Origin of the sequence: Streptomyces sp. MS191 (assembly GCF_008042125.1) — a bacterium.
Taxonomy (GTDB): Bacteria; Actinomycetota; Actinomycetes; order Streptomycetales; family Streptomycetaceae; genus Streptomyces.
Map to the genome: position 1 here is coordinate 1 of NZ_RDBI01000075.1, position 18,900 is coordinate 18,900.

The 18,900-nt window shown below is 73.7% G+C and carries 17 protein-coding genes; 11 read left to right on the top strand and 6 right to left on the bottom strand.

Annotated elements, in window-relative coordinates; genetic code table 11:
* Positions 1-155: 155 nt before the first annotated feature.
* From EAO71_RS33405 to EAO71_RS33415, 3 genes are all read right to left on the bottom strand, one after another.
* On the bottom strand, positions 156-926 hold the full coding sequence (locus tag EAO71_RS33405; protein WP_147981578.1) for an SDR family NAD(P)-dependent oxidoreductase: 771 nt from the start codon (positions 924-926) through the stop codon (positions 156-158).
* On the bottom strand, positions 923-1,972 hold the full coding sequence (locus EAO71_RS33410; protein WP_147981579.1) for a sulfotransferase: 1,050 nt from the start codon (positions 1,970-1,972) through the stop codon (positions 923-925). The genes EAO71_RS33405 and EAO71_RS33410 overlap by 4 nt, the downstream gene beginning before the upstream one ends.
* A 63-nt stretch (positions 1,973-2,035) precedes the next feature.
* Positions 2,036-2,929, bottom strand: coding sequence for a family 3 encapsulin nanocompartment shell protein (locus EAO71_RS33415; protein WP_147981580.1), 894 nt, complete (start codon positions 2,927-2,929; stop codon positions 2,036-2,038).
* Positions 2,930-3,199: 270 nt separating this feature from the next.
* On the opposite strand from EAO71_RS33415, the gene EAO71_RS33420 reads away from it, so the two are divergent.
* The 8 genes from EAO71_RS33420 (at position 3,200) to EAO71_RS33455 (ending at position 11,272) form a co-directional block, all read left to right on the top strand.
* Positions 3,200-4,168, top strand: coding sequence for a LysR family transcriptional regulator (locus tag EAO71_RS33420; protein WP_261992472.1), 969 nt, complete (start codon positions 3,200-3,202; stop codon positions 4,166-4,168).
* A 169-nt stretch (positions 4,169-4,337) separates the two neighbouring features.
* Positions 4,338-4,520, top strand: coding sequence for a lysine biosynthesis protein LysW (lysW, locus tag EAO71_RS33425; RefSeq protein ID WP_147981582.1), 183 nt, complete (start codon positions 4,338-4,340; stop codon positions 4,518-4,520).
* A 43-nt stretch (positions 4,521-4,563) separates the two neighbouring features.
* On the top strand, positions 4,564-5,433 hold the full coding sequence (locus EAO71_RS33430; RefSeq protein ID WP_147981583.1) for a RimK family alpha-L-glutamate ligase: 870 nt from the start codon (positions 4,564-4,566) through the stop codon (positions 5,431-5,433).
* Complete coding sequence (gene argC / locus EAO71_RS33435) at positions 5,430-6,455, top strand: N-acetyl-gamma-glutamyl-phosphate reductase (protein WP_147981584.1); 1,026 nt, start codon at positions 5,430-5,432, stop codon at positions 6,453-6,455. The genes EAO71_RS33430 and argC overlap by 4 nt, the downstream gene beginning before the upstream one ends.
* Positions 6,456-6,757: 302 nt before the next feature.
* Positions 6,758-7,528, top strand: a complete 771-nt coding sequence (locus tag EAO71_RS33440; RefSeq protein ID WP_410094252.1) for a transketolase — start codon at positions 6,758-6,760, stop codon at positions 7,526-7,528.
* Positions 7,525-8,493, top strand: coding sequence for a transketolase family protein (locus tag EAO71_RS33445; protein ID WP_147981586.1), 969 nt, complete (start codon positions 7,525-7,527; stop codon positions 8,491-8,493). The genes EAO71_RS33440 and EAO71_RS33445 overlap by 4 nt, the downstream gene beginning before the upstream one ends.
* Positions 8,490-10,130: an AMP-binding protein gene (locus EAO71_RS33450; RefSeq protein ID WP_261992473.1), complete on the top strand. Its 1,641-nt coding sequence runs from the start codon at positions 8,490-8,492 to the stop codon at positions 10,128-10,130. The genes EAO71_RS33445 and EAO71_RS33450 overlap by 4 nt, the downstream gene beginning before the upstream one ends.
* The gene (locus tag EAO71_RS33455; RefSeq protein WP_147981587.1) at positions 10,127-11,272 is read left to right on the top strand and encodes an acyl-CoA dehydrogenase family protein; all 1,146 of its coding nucleotides are present in this window, start codon (positions 10,127-10,129) and stop codon (positions 11,270-11,272) included. The genes EAO71_RS33450 and EAO71_RS33455 overlap by 4 nt, the downstream gene beginning before the upstream one ends.
* Positions 11,273-11,346: 74 nt before the next feature.
* Here the strand turns inward: EAO71_RS33455 and EAO71_RS33460 are convergent, their stop codons facing one another.
* Positions 11,347-11,937 carry a CGNR zinc finger domain-containing protein gene (locus tag EAO71_RS33460; RefSeq protein WP_147981588.1) on the bottom strand — a complete coding sequence of 197 codons (591 nt, stop codon included), beginning with the start codon at positions 11,935-11,937 and terminating at the stop codon, positions 11,347-11,349.
* 74 nt (positions 11,938-12,011) lie between these two features.
* Between EAO71_RS33460 and EAO71_RS33465 the strand changes: the two genes are divergently transcribed.
* Both EAO71_RS33465 and EAO71_RS33470 read left to right on the top strand, forming a co-directional pair.
* A complete protein-coding gene (locus EAO71_RS33465; RefSeq protein WP_147981589.1) occupies positions 12,012-13,481 on the top strand; it encodes an MFS transporter in 1,470 nt (489 codons plus the stop codon).
* Positions 13,482-13,594: 113 nt separating this feature from the next.
* On the top strand, positions 13,595-14,806 hold the full coding sequence (locus EAO71_RS33470; protein ID WP_147981590.1) for an FAD-dependent monooxygenase: 1,212 nt from the start codon (positions 13,595-13,597) through the stop codon (positions 14,804-14,806).
* A gap of 80 nt (positions 14,807-14,886) precedes the next feature.
* On the opposite strand, the gene EAO71_RS33475 is transcribed toward EAO71_RS33470, so the two are convergent.
* Positions 14,887-15,843 carry a helix-turn-helix transcriptional regulator gene (locus EAO71_RS33475; protein ID WP_147981591.1) on the bottom strand — a complete coding sequence of 319 codons (957 nt, stop codon included), beginning with the start codon at positions 15,841-15,843 and terminating at the stop codon, positions 14,887-14,889.
* A gap of 90 nt (positions 15,844-15,933) precedes the next feature.
* Here EAO71_RS33475 and EAO71_RS33480 point away from each other — a divergent pair, with 90 nt between their 5' ends.
* Entirely contained in the window at positions 15,934-16,341 is a 408-nt protein-coding gene (locus EAO71_RS33480; protein ID WP_147981592.1) for a VOC family protein, read from the top strand.
* A gap of 121 nt (positions 16,342-16,462) precedes the next feature.
* On the opposite strand, the gene EAO71_RS33485 is transcribed toward EAO71_RS33480, so the two are convergent.
* Positions 16,463-18,820: a non-ribosomal peptide synthetase gene (locus EAO71_RS33485; protein WP_147981593.1), complete on the bottom strand. Its 2,358-nt coding sequence runs from the start codon at positions 18,818-18,820 to the stop codon at positions 16,463-16,465.
* Between the last annotated feature and the right edge of the window lie 80 nt (positions 18,821-18,900).

The window sequence follows — 18,900 nt, forward strand, 5'->3', positions numbered from 1 at the left end:
CCTGGCGCCCGGTTTCCACCGCACCCCGATCCTCGACGTGCAGTACGGGGACGAGGTCGAGGAACGCCTCGCCGAGGTCGCCGCCGGGATCCCGCTGGGCCGGATCGGCCGGCCCCGCGGGTCACCGGGCGGCTCCCGGTGCCCGCGGACGGGGTTCAGCCGATGCCGCGGGTGTTGCCGCCGTCCGCGACGAGCACGCCGCCGGTGACGAAGGCGGCCTGCTCGCTGGCGAGGAACGCCACCAGGGCGCCCAGGTCCTCGGCCCGGCCGATCCGGCCCAGCGGGATCCCGGCGGCGACCTCGGCGAGGCGTTCCTCGACCTCGTCCCCGTACTGCACGTCGAGGATCGGGGTGCGGTGGAAACCGGGCGCCAGGACGTTCACGGTGACGCCGGCCGGCCCGAAGGCGTTCACGAGGCCCTTGGCGAAGCCGAGGACCCCCAGCCGGGCCACCGAGGACAGTCCGCTGCCCGGATGGGGCTGCCGTACGGACTCGGAGGTGATCATGACGATCCGGCCCCAGCCGGCCGCCCGCAGGTACGGCGCGGCGGCCAGCGAGAGCGACACGTGGGGCAGCAGGTTGCCGTTCACCGCCTGGCGGTACTCGGCGACCTCGAAGCTCTCCACGGGGCCGAAGGGCACCCCGCCGGAGTTGGTCACCACCACGTGCAGGGCGCCGAACTCCTCGGCGGTGCGCCGCACCCAGCCGGCCGCGGCGTCCTCGTCGCACAGGTCCACGACGGTGCTCAGCACCCGGCCGGGCCCGCAGGCGTCGACCTCCTCGTGGGCGCGCGCCAGTCGCTCGGGGTCACGGCCGCAGAGGGACACGTCGGCGCCCTCCCCGGCCAGCACCCGGGCCACCGCGAGGCCGATGCCGCTGCTGGAGGCGGCGACCAGCGCCGCCCGGCCCGCCAGACCCAGGTTCACGCGGCCTCACCCCGCGAGGGGGATCCGGTGCCGTGCGCGGCCGGCCGGGCCGCCGGTCCGGAGTCCCGGGCGGACCCCGCCGTCCGGTCGGTCCGATCGGTCCGGGCGGACCGGAGCGGGCGGACCGGGGTGAGCGGGTAGCCGTAGCGGCTCAGCAGGGGCGCCGCCGCGGCCGTGGCCGCCGCGATGTCCGCGCCGGGAAGCTCGGTGCGCCAGCGCTCGTCGGGCCGAATCCGGGTGACACCGCGGCGCAGCCGGTCCGGGTTGCCCGTGACGGTGTGGTTGGCGCCGAGCGGGATCCGGCCGGCGGCGTCCACCGGGGACTCGTCGTCCAGACCCGCGAAGCGCAGGACGCGGGTCGTCACCCCCCGCGGGTCGCGGGCCAGGTCCTCGTGACGGACCCTCAGGTACCGTCCGCCGGCCGTGCGGCCGACCAGCTCCGAGGCGAGGTTGAAGGCGGTCCAGTACCCGCTGCTGCGCGCGGGGGACATCGGGTCGATGTAGTCCTTGGCGCTGCGATAGGACAGGGCGGTGGCCCGCGGGTCCCGCACGATGTGCAGCACGCGGACGTCCAGGTCCCTGCGGCCGAGGAGGGCGGCGGCCTCGGCGGGGTACTTGGAGCCGTCCACGATCAGCCGGTCGCCGCCGAGGGCGGCCACCTGCCGGTACACGGACGCCGAGTGGTCGAGGAGTTCGGTCACGCCGGGAGCGGTGGGCTTTTCGCCGCGGGCCTCGGCCAGCCGCGCCGGGGTGTGGCGGGTGCGGAGCAGTGCCTGCTGCAGGGTGGCCATCCGGTGGGCGAGGGCCTCCTCCGACCCCTCCGGGAGTTCCGCGAGGACCCCGGACCAGAGCGGGCACTCGCGGACCGGCAGACCGCACCCGCAGCTGGAGTTGGTGCCGGCGCCGAGGACGCCGTTGCGCCAGAGGTAGTACAGCTCGCCGACGTGCCGGACGCCGGGAAGCTCGTTGAGGACGTTGCCGAGCAGGGTGCTGCCGCTGCGCATCCATCCGGTGATGTAGAGGACGCGCGGGGAGGGGCCTGTCATGGTGGTGGGGGTCCCTTCTGGGTGCGGCCGTCGCGGTCGCCCGCGAGGGCGCGTCAGGCGCGGTCAGTCGCGGGTCAGCAGCAGGAAGTGCTGCGGCAGGTGGACGGCGAGGCCGATGCGGCTGCTCGCCTCGATGACGTCGGTGCCGTCCGGGCCGGCGCCGCGGAGCAGCGACAGCGAGGCGACGCCCGGGACGAGGAGGGTGACGGCGGCCCGGAAGTCGCCGAGCAGGATCTGGCCGCGCGGGATCATGCGGGTGCGCGAGACGGTGATGCCGGCCGCGCCCAGCTGCCCGAGCACGCCGGTCCGGACGAGCTCCCAGTAGGTGAAGGGGTGGACGACGATCCCGTCGCACGAGCCGCCGGTCTCCTCGACCTCGGCCGCGGCCTCGGTGATGGCGGCGTACACGTCGTCGCCGAGGGTGCCCCGGCGGATCTCCGGGAGGTTCAGCAGGCCGCCGATCGTCTTGTCGGCGCTCCCGTGCAGCAGCGTCTCGTTCTCGACGACGGAGAGCCGGACGAGCACCCGGTAGTCGACGAAGGACGCCAGCAGGGCCGGCTCGTCGAGGAGTCCGGCGGGCAGCGGCACGCGCACCTTCAGGTCGGTGAGCTCGGCCTGCTCCAGCCGGGGCGCGAACGCGCCCTCGGGGGTGGACTGGTAGGAGGTGCCGGCGGCGGCCAGGCGGGCGGCCGGCGGCTCGTGCACGAAGGTCACCGGCGCGTCGGCGACGGAGGCGGTCTTCAGCAGGTGGCGGACGGCGTAGCGCGGCCGGGTCGCGAACAGCGGGAAGACGGCCGGGAGATGGGCGCGGAAGGGGACCGTGTGGTCCTGCTGCGCGCCGGCGGAGCGGACCGACCAGGCGAACTCCTCGCCCGGGCTGCGGGTGGCCAGGGCCGGGTCGGCGAGCTGTATCTGGACTCCCTGCTGCACTGCGGAATCGGCGGTGGCTGCCAGCATGATGTCTCCCCAGGATTTCGGTGAAATGTTCGGTGGCCATTCACATTAGGCAGCTGCGGCAAATCACGGGGAGTAAACCGATGGCGGGTGTTTATGGCTCGAATAAGACGGGGTGATTCCCCTTCTTGAGCACCGCACACCAGCCGTATGACGATGTCACATCGGGTCCGTGACCACATCCATGGCGCGGCCGAAAGCCGCGGTCCTAGGCTGAGCCGCAGACTTCACGGAACGTCCTTCGACGATGTGGGTGGGAGAATGCATCACGACTTGCAGATAAACAGACTGAGGACTCTGGTGGCCGTGGTCGAGCTCGGCGGCTTCCGGAGGGCGGCGGAGTCCCTGCACATCACCCAGCCCGCCGTCAGCCAGCAGATACGCCAGCTGAGCGGCCTCATACGGAGCCCGGTGTTCGCCTCGACCGGGCGCAACCTGCGGCTCAGCCCGCGTGGCGAGGAACTCCTGCGCTACGCCCGCCGCATGGTGGCGCTCAACGACGAGGCGGTCGACCGGTTCATCCCGCAGTCCGGCCAGATCATGCTGTCGATCGGCGTGACGAGCCAGCTCGGCGAGGTGCTGCCGGAGTTCCTCCGGCTGCTGAACCGGGGCATGCCGCACGCACAGCTGAGCGTACGGACCGGGTCGAGCGAGGAGCTCGCGGTGCAGCTGACCASTGGTCAGCTGGACGCGGCGCTGCTCCTCCAGGCCGATCCGCCGGCGGTCGGCACCGACAACCGGGAGCTGGGCCGGATGCGGATGGCCTGGTTCGGCCGGCCGGCCCACGGCGAACGCGACGCCCTGCCGCTGGCGCTCTTCCCCGAGCCGTGCACCCTGCGCGGCCGGGTCCGCGAGGCGCTCGACGCCTCGGACGTCGAGTGGCGGGTCGCGTACGAGAGCAGTGAGCTGATCGGGCTGCGCTCGGCCGCCAAGGCGGGTCTCGGCATGACCTGCCTGATCGCCAACGGGGACGAGCTGTGGGGGCTGACCCCGACGGTGCGTCCCGGGCTGCCGGCGCCGCCGGAGCCGGTACCGGTCACGATGGCGCTGGCGTCCGGCGCCGTGCCGGACGAGTTCACCGGGATCGCCGAGAAGGCGTTCCGGCAGGCCCTGCGGGGCTACCCCCTGGTCCCGGTGGACGCCGGGACCGAGCACGGCACCGAGGCCGGGTCCCTCACCCCGCCGCGGGCCGACGGTCCGGCCGACGACCACTCCCCCGCCCTGGCGACGGCCGCCGCCTGACGGCCCACTCCCGTCCTTCCCCGCTTCCACCCCCTGGCCGCTTCCGTCCCATAAGCAACCGCCTCGGTTCCGATCCAGATCCTTCATTGGAGCCCGCCGAAACACCGGAATTGCGCGACTACAGTAATTCCCGATTCACCAACCCGCCGGAAGAATTGAGGAAATCGCCATGCAGGAAACTCTTGTCGCTCCCGAGTGCCCCGAGTGCGACGCCGAGGTGTCGCTGGGTGCGGATGCCCGGGTCAGCGAAATCGTCGAGTGCCCGGAATGCCGGCTGGAACTCGAAATCGAGTCCGTCGAGCCGCCGCGGCTGACCCTCGCCCCCGAGGTCGAGGAGGACTGGGGCGAGTAAGGGCCGGCCATCCCGACCAGTAGACGACAAGGAGATGTCCCTGATGAGCTCTGCGGCAGCGCGCTTCGGTGTCCTCGCCTCCCGGGTGCGGTTCGAGGAGAAGAACATCCTGACCGCGCTGGAGAGGCGCGGCGTCGCGTGTGAACAGATCGACCCCCGCACTCTGTCGGTCCGGGCAGGAACGCCCTGGGACGGCCCGCAGATCGTGCTCAACCGCGAGGTGGGCCACTACCGGGCCCTGTACGCGGCGTCCGCGCTGGAGTCGGCGGGCGTGACCGTGCTCAACTCCGCGGCGGCCACGGCCGTCTGCGGGGACAAGTGGCAGACCTCGGCGGCCCTGGTCGCCGGGGGCCTGCCGACCCCGGACACCACGCTCGCCCTGACTCCGGAGGCGGCGCTCAAGGCGCTCGAGGAGCTGGGCTACCCCGCGGTGATCAAGCCCCTGGTGGGTTCGTGGGGGCGGCTGGTGACCCGGGTCACCGACCGCGCGATGGCCGAGGCCGTCCTGGAACACCTCGCCGCCCTGCCCTCCCCGCAGTCGCACATCGTCTACGTCCAGCGCGAGATCGCCAAGGCGGACCGGGACATCCGGGTCCTCGTCGTGGGCGACCGGGCGGTCGGGGCGACGTACCGCAGGAGCGAGGACTGGCGGACCAACGTGGCCCGCGGCGCGGTCAGCGAACGCTGCCCGCTGGAGCCCGACCTCAGCGCCCTCGCGGTGGCGGCGGCACGCACCGTCGGCGCCTCGATCGCCGGGGTGGACCTCCTGGAGGAGCCGGGTGGCCGGCTCACCGTCCTGGAGGTCAACGACCGGGTCGAGTTCAAGGGCCTGCAGTCGACGTACGGAACGGACCTCGATGTGGCGGAGACCGTCGCCGCCCTCCTGACAGCGAAGGCAGAGGCAGAGTCATGATCCGCGCAGCAGTGCTGGGAGCGGCCGGCTACATCGGCGGGGAGCTGCTCCGGCTGCTCGTCAACCACCCGCAGGTCGACCTGGTCGCCGCCACCTCCCGCACTCTCCAGGGACGCCAGATCGACGGCGTCCACCCCAATCTGCGTCACCGCACCAAGCTGACGTTCTCCTCGGAGGAGCAACTCCCCCGCTGCGACGTGCTGTTCCTGGCGACGCCGCACCGCGAGACGATGCGCCGGATGCCCGAGTTCCTGGAGAAGGCCGGGGTCGTCATCGACCTGTCGGGCGACTTCCGGCTGCGGGACACCGACGCCTACGAGGACTACTACGGCACCCCGCACGAGGCGCCCGGGCTCATCCCCTCCTTCGTGCAGGGGCTGCCGGAGCACCACCGCCAGGCGCTGCGCACCGCGGACCGGATATCCGTGCCCGGCTGCATGGCCGCCGCCGGCATCCTCTCGCTGGTCCCGCTGGCCGAGGCCGGGCTCATCACGGGCGACATCACGGTGGACGCCCGGACCGGCTCCAGCGGCTCGGGTGCGAAGGCGGGCGCGGAGAACCTGCACGCCGAACGCAGCGGCGCCCTGCGGGTGTTCGCCCCGACCCGGCACCGGCACGAGGCGGAGATCGCCCAGGCCACCGGGCACACGGTGCGGATGTCCGCGACCGGTGTGGAGGCCGTCCGCGGCGTCCAGCTGCTCAGCCGGGCGACCCTCGCCGAAGGGGTCGACGAGCGGGCCATCCGCTCCGCCTACCGGTCGCGCTACGCCGACGAGCCGTTCATGCGGATCGTCGCCGCCCGCCGCGGTCTCCACCGCTTCCCGGACGCCAAGATCCTCTCCGGCTCCAACTTCTGCGACATCGGCTTCGCCCTGGACCGCGGCGCCTCCACGGTCACCGTGATCGCGGCGCTGGACAACCTCGTCAAGGGCGGCGCGGGCAACGCGGTGCAGTGCATGAACGTGCGCTTCGGGGAGCCCGAGGAGCGCGGTCTCGAGTTCACCGGCCTGCACCCCAACTGACCGACTCCGACACCCGGTACGGCCGCCTCCGACGAGGCCGCCCCGCACCACCGGCCGCCTCCGTGGCGCCCGCACCACCGGCCGCCTCCCGACGAGGCCGCCCGCACGCCCCACGGCCCCGCACCTGCAGCCGCCCACGTACCAGCCGAAAGGACCCAGCCATGAGCAGCCCGCCTCTGCTGCGGGGCGCCCCCGCCCGCACCGACATCACCGGCTCCGACGTCACCGGCCTCGACGCGCACGGCCCCGACGCGGCGGAGCTGGCCGGGATCACCGGCCGGATCAGGGAGCACATCGTCGCCATGTGCGCCGGCCCCGAGGGCGGCCACCTGGGCGGATCGATGTCGCTCGTCGAGATCCTCTCCGTCCTCTACTTCCGGGTGATGCGGCACGATCCGCAGTTCCCCGGCCTGCCCGAGCGCGACGTCCTGCTGCTCAGCAAGGGACACGGCGGTATCGCCCTGTTCGCGACGCTGTGCGAGGCCGGCTACTTCCCGGCCGAGGCCCTCGACGAGTACGCCCGGCCCGGCAGCCACCTCATGGCCCACCCGCACCCCGAGATCCCCGGGGTCGAGATCGCCTCCGGCTCGCTCGGCCACGGCCTCGCCCTCGGCGTCGGCTACGCGCTGGCCAACCGGCTCGACGGCTCCGACCGGCGCGGCTTCGTGGTGATGGGCGACGGCGAGCTCCAGGAGGGCTCCGTCTGGGAGGCCGCCTCGGTCGCCTCCGCGCACCGGCTGAACAGCCTCACCGCGATCATCGACCGCAACGGGCTCCAGATCACCGGCGGCACCGAGACCGTCAACTCGCTGGAGCCGCTGGCCGACCGCTGGAAGGCCTTCGGCTGGCGGGTCCTGGAGGTCGACGGCCACGACGCCGAGGCCCTCACCCAGGCACTGACCCTGCCGGCCGACCCGCAGGCCCCCACCGTGATCATCGCCCACACCGTCAAGGGCAAGGGCGTCCCCTTCGTGGAGGGCCAGGCACGCAGCCACTACGCGCGGCTCAGCGGCCGCCAGCACCTGCGGGCGCTCAACGCGGTCCGCGCCTCGACGGGCGGTGACCACCGATGAGCACGGCACTCGCCCCCGCACCGGCCCGCGCCGCCCGCGAGGTCTACCGCGACACCGTGGCCGCGCTGCTGCCCGGCGAGCCTCGGCTGGTCGTCCTGGACAGCGACACCGGACTGTTCGGCGGGGTGGACTTCGGCACCGCCGCCGACCGCTACCTGAACCTCGGCATCGCCGAGCACACCCTGATGGGCACGGCCGCCGGCCTCGCCCGGGAGGGGCGCATCCCGCTGGTCAACACGATGGCCGCGTTCGCCTCCTCCCGCGCGATCGAGGCCGTGAAGATCGACATCGCGATGGGCAACCTGCCGGTGCTGATCGCCGCCACCCACTCCGGGGTGTCGGCCGGTCACCTCGGGCCGACCCACCACGCCCTGGAGGACCTCGCGGTGATGCGGGCGCTGCCCCACATGACCGTGGTGGTCCCGGGCGACGCCGCCGCCACCGAGGAGCTGCTGCGGCAGGCCCTCACCCTCGGCGGCCCCGTCTACTTCCGGCTCGGCCGGGGCGCCACCCCCGACCTGCCCGCCGGCCCGTCGCTGCGGATCGGCAAGGCCCAGCAGCTGCGGCACGGCACCGACATCACCCTGGCCGCGTGCGGGCCCTACCCGACGCTCGCCGCCCTGGAGGCGGCGGACCTGCTGGAGTGCGAGGGCGTCACGGCGAACGTGCTGCAGCTGCACACCGTCAAGCCGCTGGACACCCCGGCGCTGCTCAGCTCGCTGGGGGTGCGCGACACGGTGATCACCGTGGAGGAGCACTGGAGCTCCGGCGGGTTCGGTTCGGCGGTCGCGGAGGCGCTCAGCGCCGTGCGCCCGGTGCGGGTGCACCGGATGGCGCTGCCGGACGAGTTCGTCCCCGTCGCCGGAAGCCAGCGCTACCTGCTCGAACGCGGCGGGGTGAGCGCGCGGGCGATCGCCGACCGCGCCCGTGCCTCGCTCGAATCCCGCTCGGGAGGAACCCGTTGACCGCCGCCGACACCTACCGCGCCGCAGGCTGGTGGCGGGACGAGACGGTGCTGCACGACCTGCGCCGCTGGGCCCGTGAACGGCCGGACCGCACCGCCCTGGTCTGCTACCAGGGGGCCGCGTACTCGACCGTCGGCTACGCCGAGCTGGCCCGCCGGGTCGACCGGCTCGCGGTCGGCCTGCTGCGCCTGGGGGTCCGCCGCGGCGACGTGGTGACCCTGCAGCTGCCCAACTCCTGGGAGCTGGTGGCGCTCTGTCTGGCCGCCGCCCGGGTCGGCGCGACCGCCGGCCCGGTGGTCCCGGTCATGCGCCGCCGCGAGGTGGAGTTCATGACCCGGCTCACCGAGAGCCCCGTCTACATCGGCGCCTCCGAGGTGCGCGGCTTCTCCTACGGGGAGATGAGCGCGGAGGTCGCCGGCGCCGTACCCACGCTGCGGCACCGGGTGCTGCTCGGCGCGAGCGCCGACGACCTGGCGGCCGGCGCCCTGGACTTCGCGGCCGACCTGTACGGGCCGGAGCCGGACCCGGAGCTGCTCGCCTCGCTGGACGCGATCGAGGCCGGTCCCGACGACCCCGCCCAGATCATGTTCACCTCCGGCACCACCGGCGAGCCCAAGGGGGTCGTGCACAGCCACAACACCCTGTACTCCATGAACCGCGCGCAGGCCGACGTCCTCGGTCTGACCTCGGACGAGGTCACCGCGATGGGCTCGCCGACCACCCACCAGGCCGGCTTCACCTGGAACTTCGTGATGCCGCTGCTGCTCGGCGCGACCGCTGTGCAGGTGGACCGGTGGGACCCGCGGCAGATGCTGCGCGTCCTGCAGGAGCAGCGGGTGAGCTTCTTCATGGGCGCCCCCACGTTCCTCTCCGACCTGATCGACGCCCAGCGCGAGGACCCGCACGACCTGTCGACCCTGCACAGCTTCGCCACCGGCAGCGCGCCGATAGCGCCGCTGCTCGTGGAGGACGCGCGCGAGGTGCTCGGCTGCCGGGTGTACGCGCTCTGGGGCATGACGGAGAACGGCTGCGTCACCGTCACCCGCCCCGAGCAGCCGGCGCTGCGTGCCGCCGAGAGCGACGGCACCACCGTGCCCGGCATGGAGGTGCGGGTCGCCGGCAGGAACGGCGAGCCGGTGGAGCCGGGCACGGCCGGGCTGCTCCAGGTGCGCGGCTCCGCCCAGTGCCTGGGCTACTTCCGGCGCCAGGAGGTCTACGACGCCTGCGTGACCGCCGACGGCTGGTTCGACACGGGCGACCTCGCCCGGGACGACGGCCACGGCGGGATACGGATCACGGGCCGGGTCAAGGACGTGATCATGCGGGGCGCCGAGAACATCCCGGTGGTGGAGGTCGAGGGCGCCCTGCTGCGCCACCGCTCGGTCAAGGACGTCGCGGTGGTCGGCTACCCGGACGCCCGGCTCGGCGAGCGGGCCTGCGCCTTCCTGGTCACCCAGGGCACGGCCCCCGACCTGGAGGACGTCCGCACCCACCTGGCCGGCCTCGGCATGGCCCGTACGTACTGGCCCGAGCGGCTGGAACTGGTGCCGGCGCTGCCGCGCACCCCCTCCGGAAAGATCCAGAAATTCGCGCTGCGGGACCGGCTTCGGGCCCAGGAAGGACGCACGGCCTCATGAACCACGCCTTCACCGCCCAGCAGGAGGAACTGGCCAAGCGGACCGAGGAGTTCGCCGCCGAGAGGATCGCTCCGCACCGTCAGGAGAACGACCGGCGCGGAGAGTACCGCCCGGGTCTGATCGAGGACATGGCGGCGGCCGGCCTGTTCGCGCTGCGGGTGCCGCGGGAGTACGGCGGGCTCGGTCTGGACGCCGTGAGCGCCGGCATCGCCCTGGAGAAGCTGGCGGCGGCCGATCTGTCGGTCTGCTTCCCGGTGCTCAACGCCGCGCTGATCGGCGGGGTGCTCGCCTCGAACGGGGACGCGGAGCAGCTGGAGCGCTGGCTGCCGCCGATCGCCCGCGGCGAGGCGGTGGTGGCGCTCGCGCTGACCGAGGCCGGCCACGGTACGGACGCGGCGGGCATCGAGATGCGCGCCGAGCCCGACGGCGACGGCTGGGTGCTCACCGGCGAGAAGACCTCGATCATGGTCACCGCCTACGCGACGCACGCGCTGGTCTTCGCCCGCACCGGCGGTGAGGGCGCGCACGGCATCAGCGCCTTCTACACGCGACTGGACGGCGACCGGGTGCGCAAGGAGCGGCTGACCGACCTCGGCTGCCGCTCCGGCGGACGCGGCCGGCTGGTCTTCGACGGCCTGCGGGTCGGGCCGGAGGACCTGGTCGGGGCGCCCGGCGGCGGCTTCACCGCCGTGATGCGCGGTTTCGCGGTCTCCCGGGCGTACATCGCGCTGATGGCGATCGCGGTCGGCGACGCGGCCCTGGCCGAGGCGTACGCCCACGCGACCGGGCGCACCGCGTTCGGTCAGCCCATCAGCCGTTTCCAGTCGGTGGTGTTCCCGCTGGTCGAGCACACCACGCTGCTGCACGCCGCCCGGCTCGTCTCCTTCGAGGCGCTGGGCAACGCGGACCGCGGCGAGGATCCCCGGATCCCGTCGAACATGGCCAAGTGGTGGGCGCCGAAGGCCGCCGTGGAGGCCGTGCACCAGGCGCTGCTGACCATGGGCCACCAGGGATGGAGCGAGGACGGCCCGGTCGCGCAGCGGCTGCGGGACGTCATCGGCCTCCAGCTCGCGGACGGCACCGCTGCGGCCACGAAGCTGACCGTCGCGCGGCTGCTGCTCGGCAAGGAGTACGCGCCGTGACGGCCCCGGTCGCCGAGAGTCCGGCGGGCGCCTTACGGTCGGCGGACGCCGTGCGGTCCGTGGCCGCGCTGCTGTCAGCGGGCAGCGGCCGGAGTGCGGAGTCCCTGGCGGTAGGTCTGCATCTTGGAACGGGTGCCGCAGACGGCCATGGAGCACCAGCGGCCGCTGCGGTTGCGGGCCCGGTCGTAGAAGGCCCACTCGCAGCGGTGCTCGTGGCAGGCCTTCAGCCGCTGCCAGGAACCGTCGCCGCCCGCCTCCACGACGACGGCGAGGACGCCACCGATCATGCCCCGGGTCCCGGTGCCGGCCGGGCGCAGCCCGGGGGTGCCGGTCTCGTCGAAGGCCAGGACCAACGGGCAGTCGGCGGCGAGCCGTTCGACGGCGGCCCGGGCCGCCGGGTCGGGCTCCGCGCCGTTGTTCTCCCGCATGAGGGCGCGCAGCGCCTCCCGTACCTCGACCGCCTCCCGGCGGTCGGGCTCGGTGACGGCCCGGGTCCCCGTGGGGAATCCGTGCCGCTCCATCCACCCCGTCAGCCCCTCGACGGACGCGAACTCGTCCGGTCCGAACTCGACGTTGACGCTGTTGACGAAGGACTGCACCAGGGCGAGCCGGCCGGGGGCCACCTCACGGTCGCCGGGCTGTCGCACGCGCTTGGGTTCCGTCATCCCGCAGACCCTACCGGCCAACCACTTTCGCCGGTATCCCCCGCTCCTGTTTCTCTCCCCGTGAAAGGAAACTCATGACCAGCACCAACGGCACGGCCCCCGCACGGCCGCCGCTCCTCCTGCTGTGCTCCGCACAGTTCATGCTCGTCCTCGACTTCGCCATCGTGAACGTGGCGCTGGGCGCCATGCAGCGCGACCTCGGCTTCACGGCCAGCGGCCTGCAGTGGGTCGTCGGCGCCTACGCGCTCTTCTACGGCGGCTTCCTGCTCCTGGGCGGCCGCGCCGGTGACGTCTTCGGCCGCAAGCGGATGTTCGTCGCGGGGCTCGGGATCTTCACCCTCGCGTCGCTGGTCGGCGGTATCGCCACCGAGCCGTGGCAGCTCGTCCTGGCGCGCGCGGTCCAGGGCCTGTCGGCCGCGGCCGTCTCCCCCGCCGTCCTCGCGATGATCGCCGGCGGCTTCCCCGAGGGACCCGAGCGCGTGAAGGCGATGGGCATCTTCGGCGCCGTCTCCTCGGCCGGCTTCACCGGCGGTGTCGTGGCCGGCGGTCTGCTCACCGAGTACCTGACCTGGCGTGCCGTCATGCTGGTCAACGTCCCCGTCGGCATCGTGCTCGTCGCCCTGGCCGCCCGCCGGCTCACCGCCGACCACCGCGCCACCCGCTCCTCGAAGCTGGACCTGCCCGGCGCGATCCTGGTCACCTCGGCGATGTGCGCCCTGACCTACGGCCTGACGATGGCGTCCGACCGCGGCTGGGGCTCCACGCCGGTGCTCTCCTCGCTGATCGGCGGCGCGGTCCTGCTGCTCGCCTTCCTGGTCGTCCAGACCAAGGTCTCCGAGCCGCTCGTGCCGCTGTCGATCTTCCGCAACCGCGCGCTGTCCTCGGGCAACGGGATCGCGTTCCTGTCCGGTGGCGTGATGTCCGTGTCGACCTTCTTCATCACCATGTACATGCAGCAGGTGCTCGGCTACTCCGCGCTCAAGGCGAGCATGGGCTTCTTCCCGCAGGCGTTCGTGGTCTTCCTGGCGAGCCTCCCGGTCGTCAAGCTCACCCACAAGCTCGGTGCCCGCACCGTGCTGATCATCGGCGGTGTGCTGCTGGCCCTCGGCTCGGGCCTCCTCGCCCAGGTCACGGCGGACAGCTCCTACGCGCTCGGCGTGCTGCCCGGCGGTGTCCTGATCGGTCTCGGCGTCACGGTCATGATGATCTCCACGGCCATCGCCGGCACCAGCGGTGTCAGCGGCCCGCAGATGGGTCTGGCCTCCGGTCTCTTCAACTCCAGCCGCCAGCTGGGCGTCGGCCTCTGCCTCGCCCTCGGTGTGGCCGTCGCGGGTGTCGTCCACGGCACCGTCGCCAAGATCCCGGTGAGCGGGTTCCAGAACGCCTTCTGGTTCACCACCGCCATCTCCGCGGCCATCGTCGTGGTCTCGGTCCTCGGTCTGCGGCGCACGGCCGTCGCCGCGGCCGCGCACGCCGCTCCCGCCGCCGGCGGCGAGAAGAAGGCCCCGGTCGCCGCGACCGGCGCCACGGCCGCGGCCAAGTAGGTCCCCGCTGTCGATGCCGGCGGCCGGCCCCGGACGACGGGGCCGGCCGCCGCATCGCGATCGGGGCGTCCTGAGCGTTCACGAGCATGCGAGCATCACGAGAGGAGCAGGCGATGACACACGTACTCGTCGCGGGCGGGGGCATCGGCGGGCTCGCCGCCGCTCTCGCGCAGGCCCGGGCCGGCCACCGGGTGACGGTCCTGGAGGGCCGGCAGGAGTTCTCCGAGATCGGCGCGGGCATCCAGCTGGCACCCAACGCCTTCCACGCCCTCGGCGCGCTGGGGGTGCGGGACCGGGTGGCCGAGCGGGCCGACTTCATCGACGAACTGCGGTTCCTGGACGGCACGTCGGGGGAGAACGTCGCCGCCATGGAGCTGACCGGGGCCTACCGGGCCCGGTTCGGCGGGCCGTACGCCGTGGTCCACCGCGGCGACCTGCACCGCGCCCTGCTCGACGGCTGCCGCGAGGCCGGTGTGCGGCTGCTGGGCGGCCACCGGGTGGCGGGCTACCGGCAGGCGCGCGACCGGGTGACGGCGCTGACCGCCGGCGGACGGCGCTTCGCCGCGGACGTGCTGCTCGGCGCCGACGGACTGCGGTCGGCGGTACGGGCGCAGCTCGTCGGGGACGGCGGTCCGCGCATCTCGGGCCACACCATCTACCGGTCGGTGATCCCGATGGCCGAGGTCCCCGAGGAGCTGCGGTCGAAGTCCGTGACGCTCTGGGCCGGGCCGGGCTGGCACTTCGTGCACTACCCGATCGGCGGCGGCGCCTTCCTCAATCTGGCGGCCACCCGCGACGACGGGGCCGCCGAGGAGATCACCGGCGCCCCGGCCGAACGCGCGCGGGTCATGGGCGAGTTCCCCGGACTGTGCGGGGAGGCCCGCCGGCTGCTGGAGCTGGGCCGGGACTGGCGGATCTGGGTGCTCTGCGACCGCGACCCGGTGGACGGCTGGACCGACGGCCGGGTGGCCCTGCTCGGCGACGCCGCGCACCCGATGCTCCAGTACGCGGCCCAGGGCGCCTGCATGGCCCTGGAGGACGCGGTGGTGCTGGGCGGGCTGCTGCGCTGCGAGCCGTGGGAGCTGCCGGCGCGGCTGACCGAGTACAACGTCCTGCGGCGCGGCCGGACCTCCCGGACGACCCTGACCGCGCGCCTGATGGGTGAGCGGCTCTACCACGCCGCGGGCGCCGAGCGGGAGGCGCGCAACGCCCTGCTCGCGGACCTCACCCCCGACGGGCTGCGCGACGCCGTGGACTGGCTGCACGGCTCGACCTCGTTCACCGACGCCCCGGAGGCGGCGCTCGCGGTGACCGAGGGGGTATGACCGTCGGCACCCCCGGACGGCGCCCCGCGCCCCACGACGACCGCCGCTCCCCGAACGCCGGGGGGCGGCGGTCCTTGCCGTCAACGGGCCGCTGCGGCGGCGTATCTTCCGGCCAGCTCGGCTCCTATCCGGGCCAGTTCGCTCTGGACGGCGACGGGTTCGAGGACCTCGACCAGGGCTCCCCAGCCGGCCAGGTGCCGGGCCACGTCCAGCGGTGTGGGCGCGGCGAGTCGGACCCGGGCCCGTCCGTCGGCGTGCGTGCCGTCCGGGTGGCAGTGGCGGCCGAAGCGATCGCACAGGACGGCCAGGTACCGCTCCTCGACCAGGACGGTCGCCCAGGTCCGCGAGCGCCGCTCCTCCACGTCGCCGACGACCTCCCGCCAGGCCGCGGCGAGCGTGAAGTCGTCCGGCCGCTCGGCCGGTTCGCCCGTCTCCTCGGCGTCGCCTATCCGGTCGACCCGGAAGGTGCGCCGGCCCCGCTCGGTGCCGGCGACGAGGTACCAGGTGTCGTCCTTGTCCACCAGACCCCACGGATCGACGGTCCGGTCGGTGGTCTCGCGTACTCCGTTCGTGTAGGTCAGTCTGACCCGGCGCCGGTGGATCACGGCGGCCTGCAGCCGGTCGACCATCCCGGGACGGCCGCGGTCGCGCTCGCCCCACGGGGTGGGGTCGACCATGGTCGCGTCCGCCGCGGCCTCGGCGTCGGCGCGGAAGGTCTGCGGAAGGGCCCGCAGCAGCTTGCGCAGGGCCGCCTTGGCGTCACCGGAGACGGCCGCGGCAGGGCCCACGAGCAGGAACAACGCCTCGGCCTCGGTGGCCGACAGGCCGCTGAGATCGGTGCGCGCACCGCCGACGAGCGCCCACCCTCCCCCGCGGCCGGGCTGGGGGTAGACCGGGATGCCGGCGGCCGACATCGCCTCCAGATCGCGGCGGGCGGTGGCCACGGACACCTCGAGCTCGGTCGCCAGCTCGGCGGCGGTCACCCGGCCCCGTCGCTGCAGCAGCAGGAGGGCGGCGACGAGTCGGTCAGCGCGCATGTCCCCAGCTTCTCTCGTAAAGTGCTCACTTGGTGAGCGCTTTAGGGCGGAGGATGGTCACGGTTACGGAACGAAGGAAGGAACCACCCCATGCTGCGAGGACTTGCCACCGTCAACTTCTATGCGGACGATGTGGAAGCAGCCAAGACGTGGTACGCGGAACTGCTGGGCGTCGAGCCGTACTTCGAGCGCCCGGGCGACGGGAAGCCCGCCGCCTACTACGAGTTCAGGGTCGGTGACCACCAGACCGAACTCGGCCTGATCGACCGGCGTTACGCTCCCCCGGGGCTGCCGGAGACACCCGGCGGCGCGATCAGCCACTGGCACGTCGACGACGTGGAGGGCACCCTCGAACGCCTGCTGTCGATGGGGGCCACCCCGTACACGCCGCTGACCGAGTACGGCCCCGGCTTCGTGACCGCGTCCGTGACCGACCCCTTCGGCAACGTCCTGGGCATCATGTACAACGAGCACTACCTGGAGATGCTGGGCGCATGACCCCGCTCCTCTGACCCGCGCCGCGCCACCCCGCGCCGCTCGGCGGCGTGTACGGCGGTGGCCCCCACGGACGACGTGGGGGCCACTGTCCTGCGGTGGCGCCGGCCCGGGCCGGCCGGGTTCAGGCGGCCGCGGCCGTACGGCCGACGAGGGCGGCCATCCTCTCCACGGTCGGCTCGTCGAAGAGGTCGACCAGCTCCAGCTCCACCCCGTGCTCCTCGCGGACCAGCTCGGTCAGCCGGGCCGCCCGCAGCGAGTCGCCGCCCAGGTCGAAGAAGTTGTCGAGCACGCCGACGCCGTCCAGCTCCAGCACCTTGGTCCACAGCGCGTGCAGCGACTCCTCCAGCGGGCCGGCCGGGGCCTGGTAGGCGGTGTCGACGTCCGGGCGGGAGCGCGGCGGCTCGGGCAGCGCGGCGCGGTCGATCTTGCCGTTGGTGCTGGTGGGCAGGCCGCCGACGACGTAGGCCGCGGGGACCATGAAGGACGGCAGCCGCTGTCCGAGGCCGCGGCGGATGTCGCGCACCGAGGGCGTGGCGCCGGTGTCGGGCTCGATGTAGGCGGTCAGCTGCACGTCGCCCTGGCCGTCCTGGCGGGCCAGCACCGCCGCCTGCTGGACGCCGGGGAGCGTGGTCAGGACGACCTCGATCTCCCCGAGGTGGACGCGGTTGCCGCGCACCTTGACCTGGTTGTCGGTGCGGCCGACGATCTCGATGCTGCCGTCCGGCCAGTACCGGGCGAGGTCGCCGGTGCGGTACATGATCGGGTGCCGGGCCGGGTCGATGGGGTTGGTGATCCACTTCTCGGCGGTGGCCTCCGGGCGGCCGAGGTAGCCCGCGGAGAGGCTGACGCCGGCGATGCAGAGCTCGCCGACGAGGCCGGGCGGGAGCGGGCGGAGGTCCTCGTCGAGGACGTAGATGGTGACGTTCGTGGTGGGGCGGCCGATGGGCGGCAGCCGGCGGGCGCGGCCCTCCTCGCCGAGCCGCTCGCCCAGCTCGCTGATGTCGCAGCTGGCGACGACGGTCGCCTCGGCGGAGCCGTAGAGGTTGATCAGCCGGAACGGCAGCCCGGCGGGCGGCCAGGACTGGATGCGCTCGCCGCAGACGCGGATGTTCTCCAGCGGGGTGTCCTCGGGCCACTCCAGACGCCAGAGCCGCTCGGCCATCGGCTTCATCAGCAGGGTGGTGGTGATGCCCTCGCGCAGGAACCACTCCTGGAGGCGGTACTCGGAGGCGACCACGGAGACGTCGGGGATGTGCACGGTGCCGCCGACGGCGAGCACCGGGAAGCACTCGACCTCGATCATGCCGTAGCCGGGGGCGGCCAGCCAGGTGCCCTGGGAGGCGCTGCTCATGCCGCACAGCTCGCTCATGCTGTGGATCAGGTTGCGGGCGGCGCCGAAGCGGACCATGACGGCCTTGGGGGCGCCGGTGGAGCCGGAGGTGTAGCAGATGTGGATCAGGTCGTCGGCGCCGACGGGCTCGCTGACCTCGGTGACCGGCTCGGTGCGCCAGTCGTCGGTGTCCAGTGCGAGCACCGGGGCGAGGCCCTCGACCTTCGACTCGTGGGCGGCCAGGGTCAGTACGGCGGCGGCCGAGGCGTCCTCGATCATGTAGCGGATGCGGTCGGCCGGGAAGTCGCTGTCCAGCAGGATCGCCGCACAGGCGAGCTTGAAGCAGGCGAGCTGGGCGATCAGGCTCTCGGCGCTGCGCGGGAAGCAGACGCCGACCCGGTCGCCGGGCCGCACGCCGCGGGCGGTCAGCCGGTGCGCGAGCTGGTTGGCCTGCTCGTCGAGCTCGCGGTAGGTCAGCCGGGCACCGGGCAGGATCACGGCGAGCGCGTCGGGGGTGCGCCGGGCGTGCTCGGCGACCCGCTCGTGGAAGAAGGGCTCGGGTACCGGGCCCGCGGTGTCGTTCCACTCGACCAGGGTGCGGTGGGTCTCCTCCTCGGTGAGCAGGGCGATGTCGCGGACGGTGCCCTCGGGGGCGTCGGCCAGCGCGGTGAGGACCCGCTCCAGGTGGCGGGCGTACTGGAGGGCGGCCTGGTCGTCGAACTCGGCGCTGTCGAGGTGGAGTTCGACCGTCCCGGCGGCCGGGTCCACGGTCAGGGTCAGGGCGGCGGGCGCGGGTCCGGCGGGCGCCCCGGCGACGACGACGGCGGCGTGCGCCGGGCGTCCGGAGGGGGCCTGCGAGCCGTCGGCGGCGGCCTCGGCCGCGGCTTCGACGAGTCCGGCGGCCGTGGTGTCGGCGGTCACCCGTATCGCGACGGACTCGTAGGCGTCCGGCTGTCGTTGCCGGCCGATCAGGAGTTCCGTCTCGCCCGTGTAGCGGTGCACGAGCGCGGCCAGCGCGGCCGTCGCGTACGCCTCGGGGCGGGCCGCGGCGGGCGCGGGCAGGGTGAGCGTGTGCCGGTGCGGCGCGGCGGTCCGCGCACCGTCGAGCACGCGGGCCAGGGGCAGGGTCGAGCTCGTGTTGACTGCCACGGTGGTGGTTCCTCTCGGGATGGTCACGACGTCGGAAGGCGGGCGCGGGGGCGCCGCGCCGCACCGGCACACGCTCACCC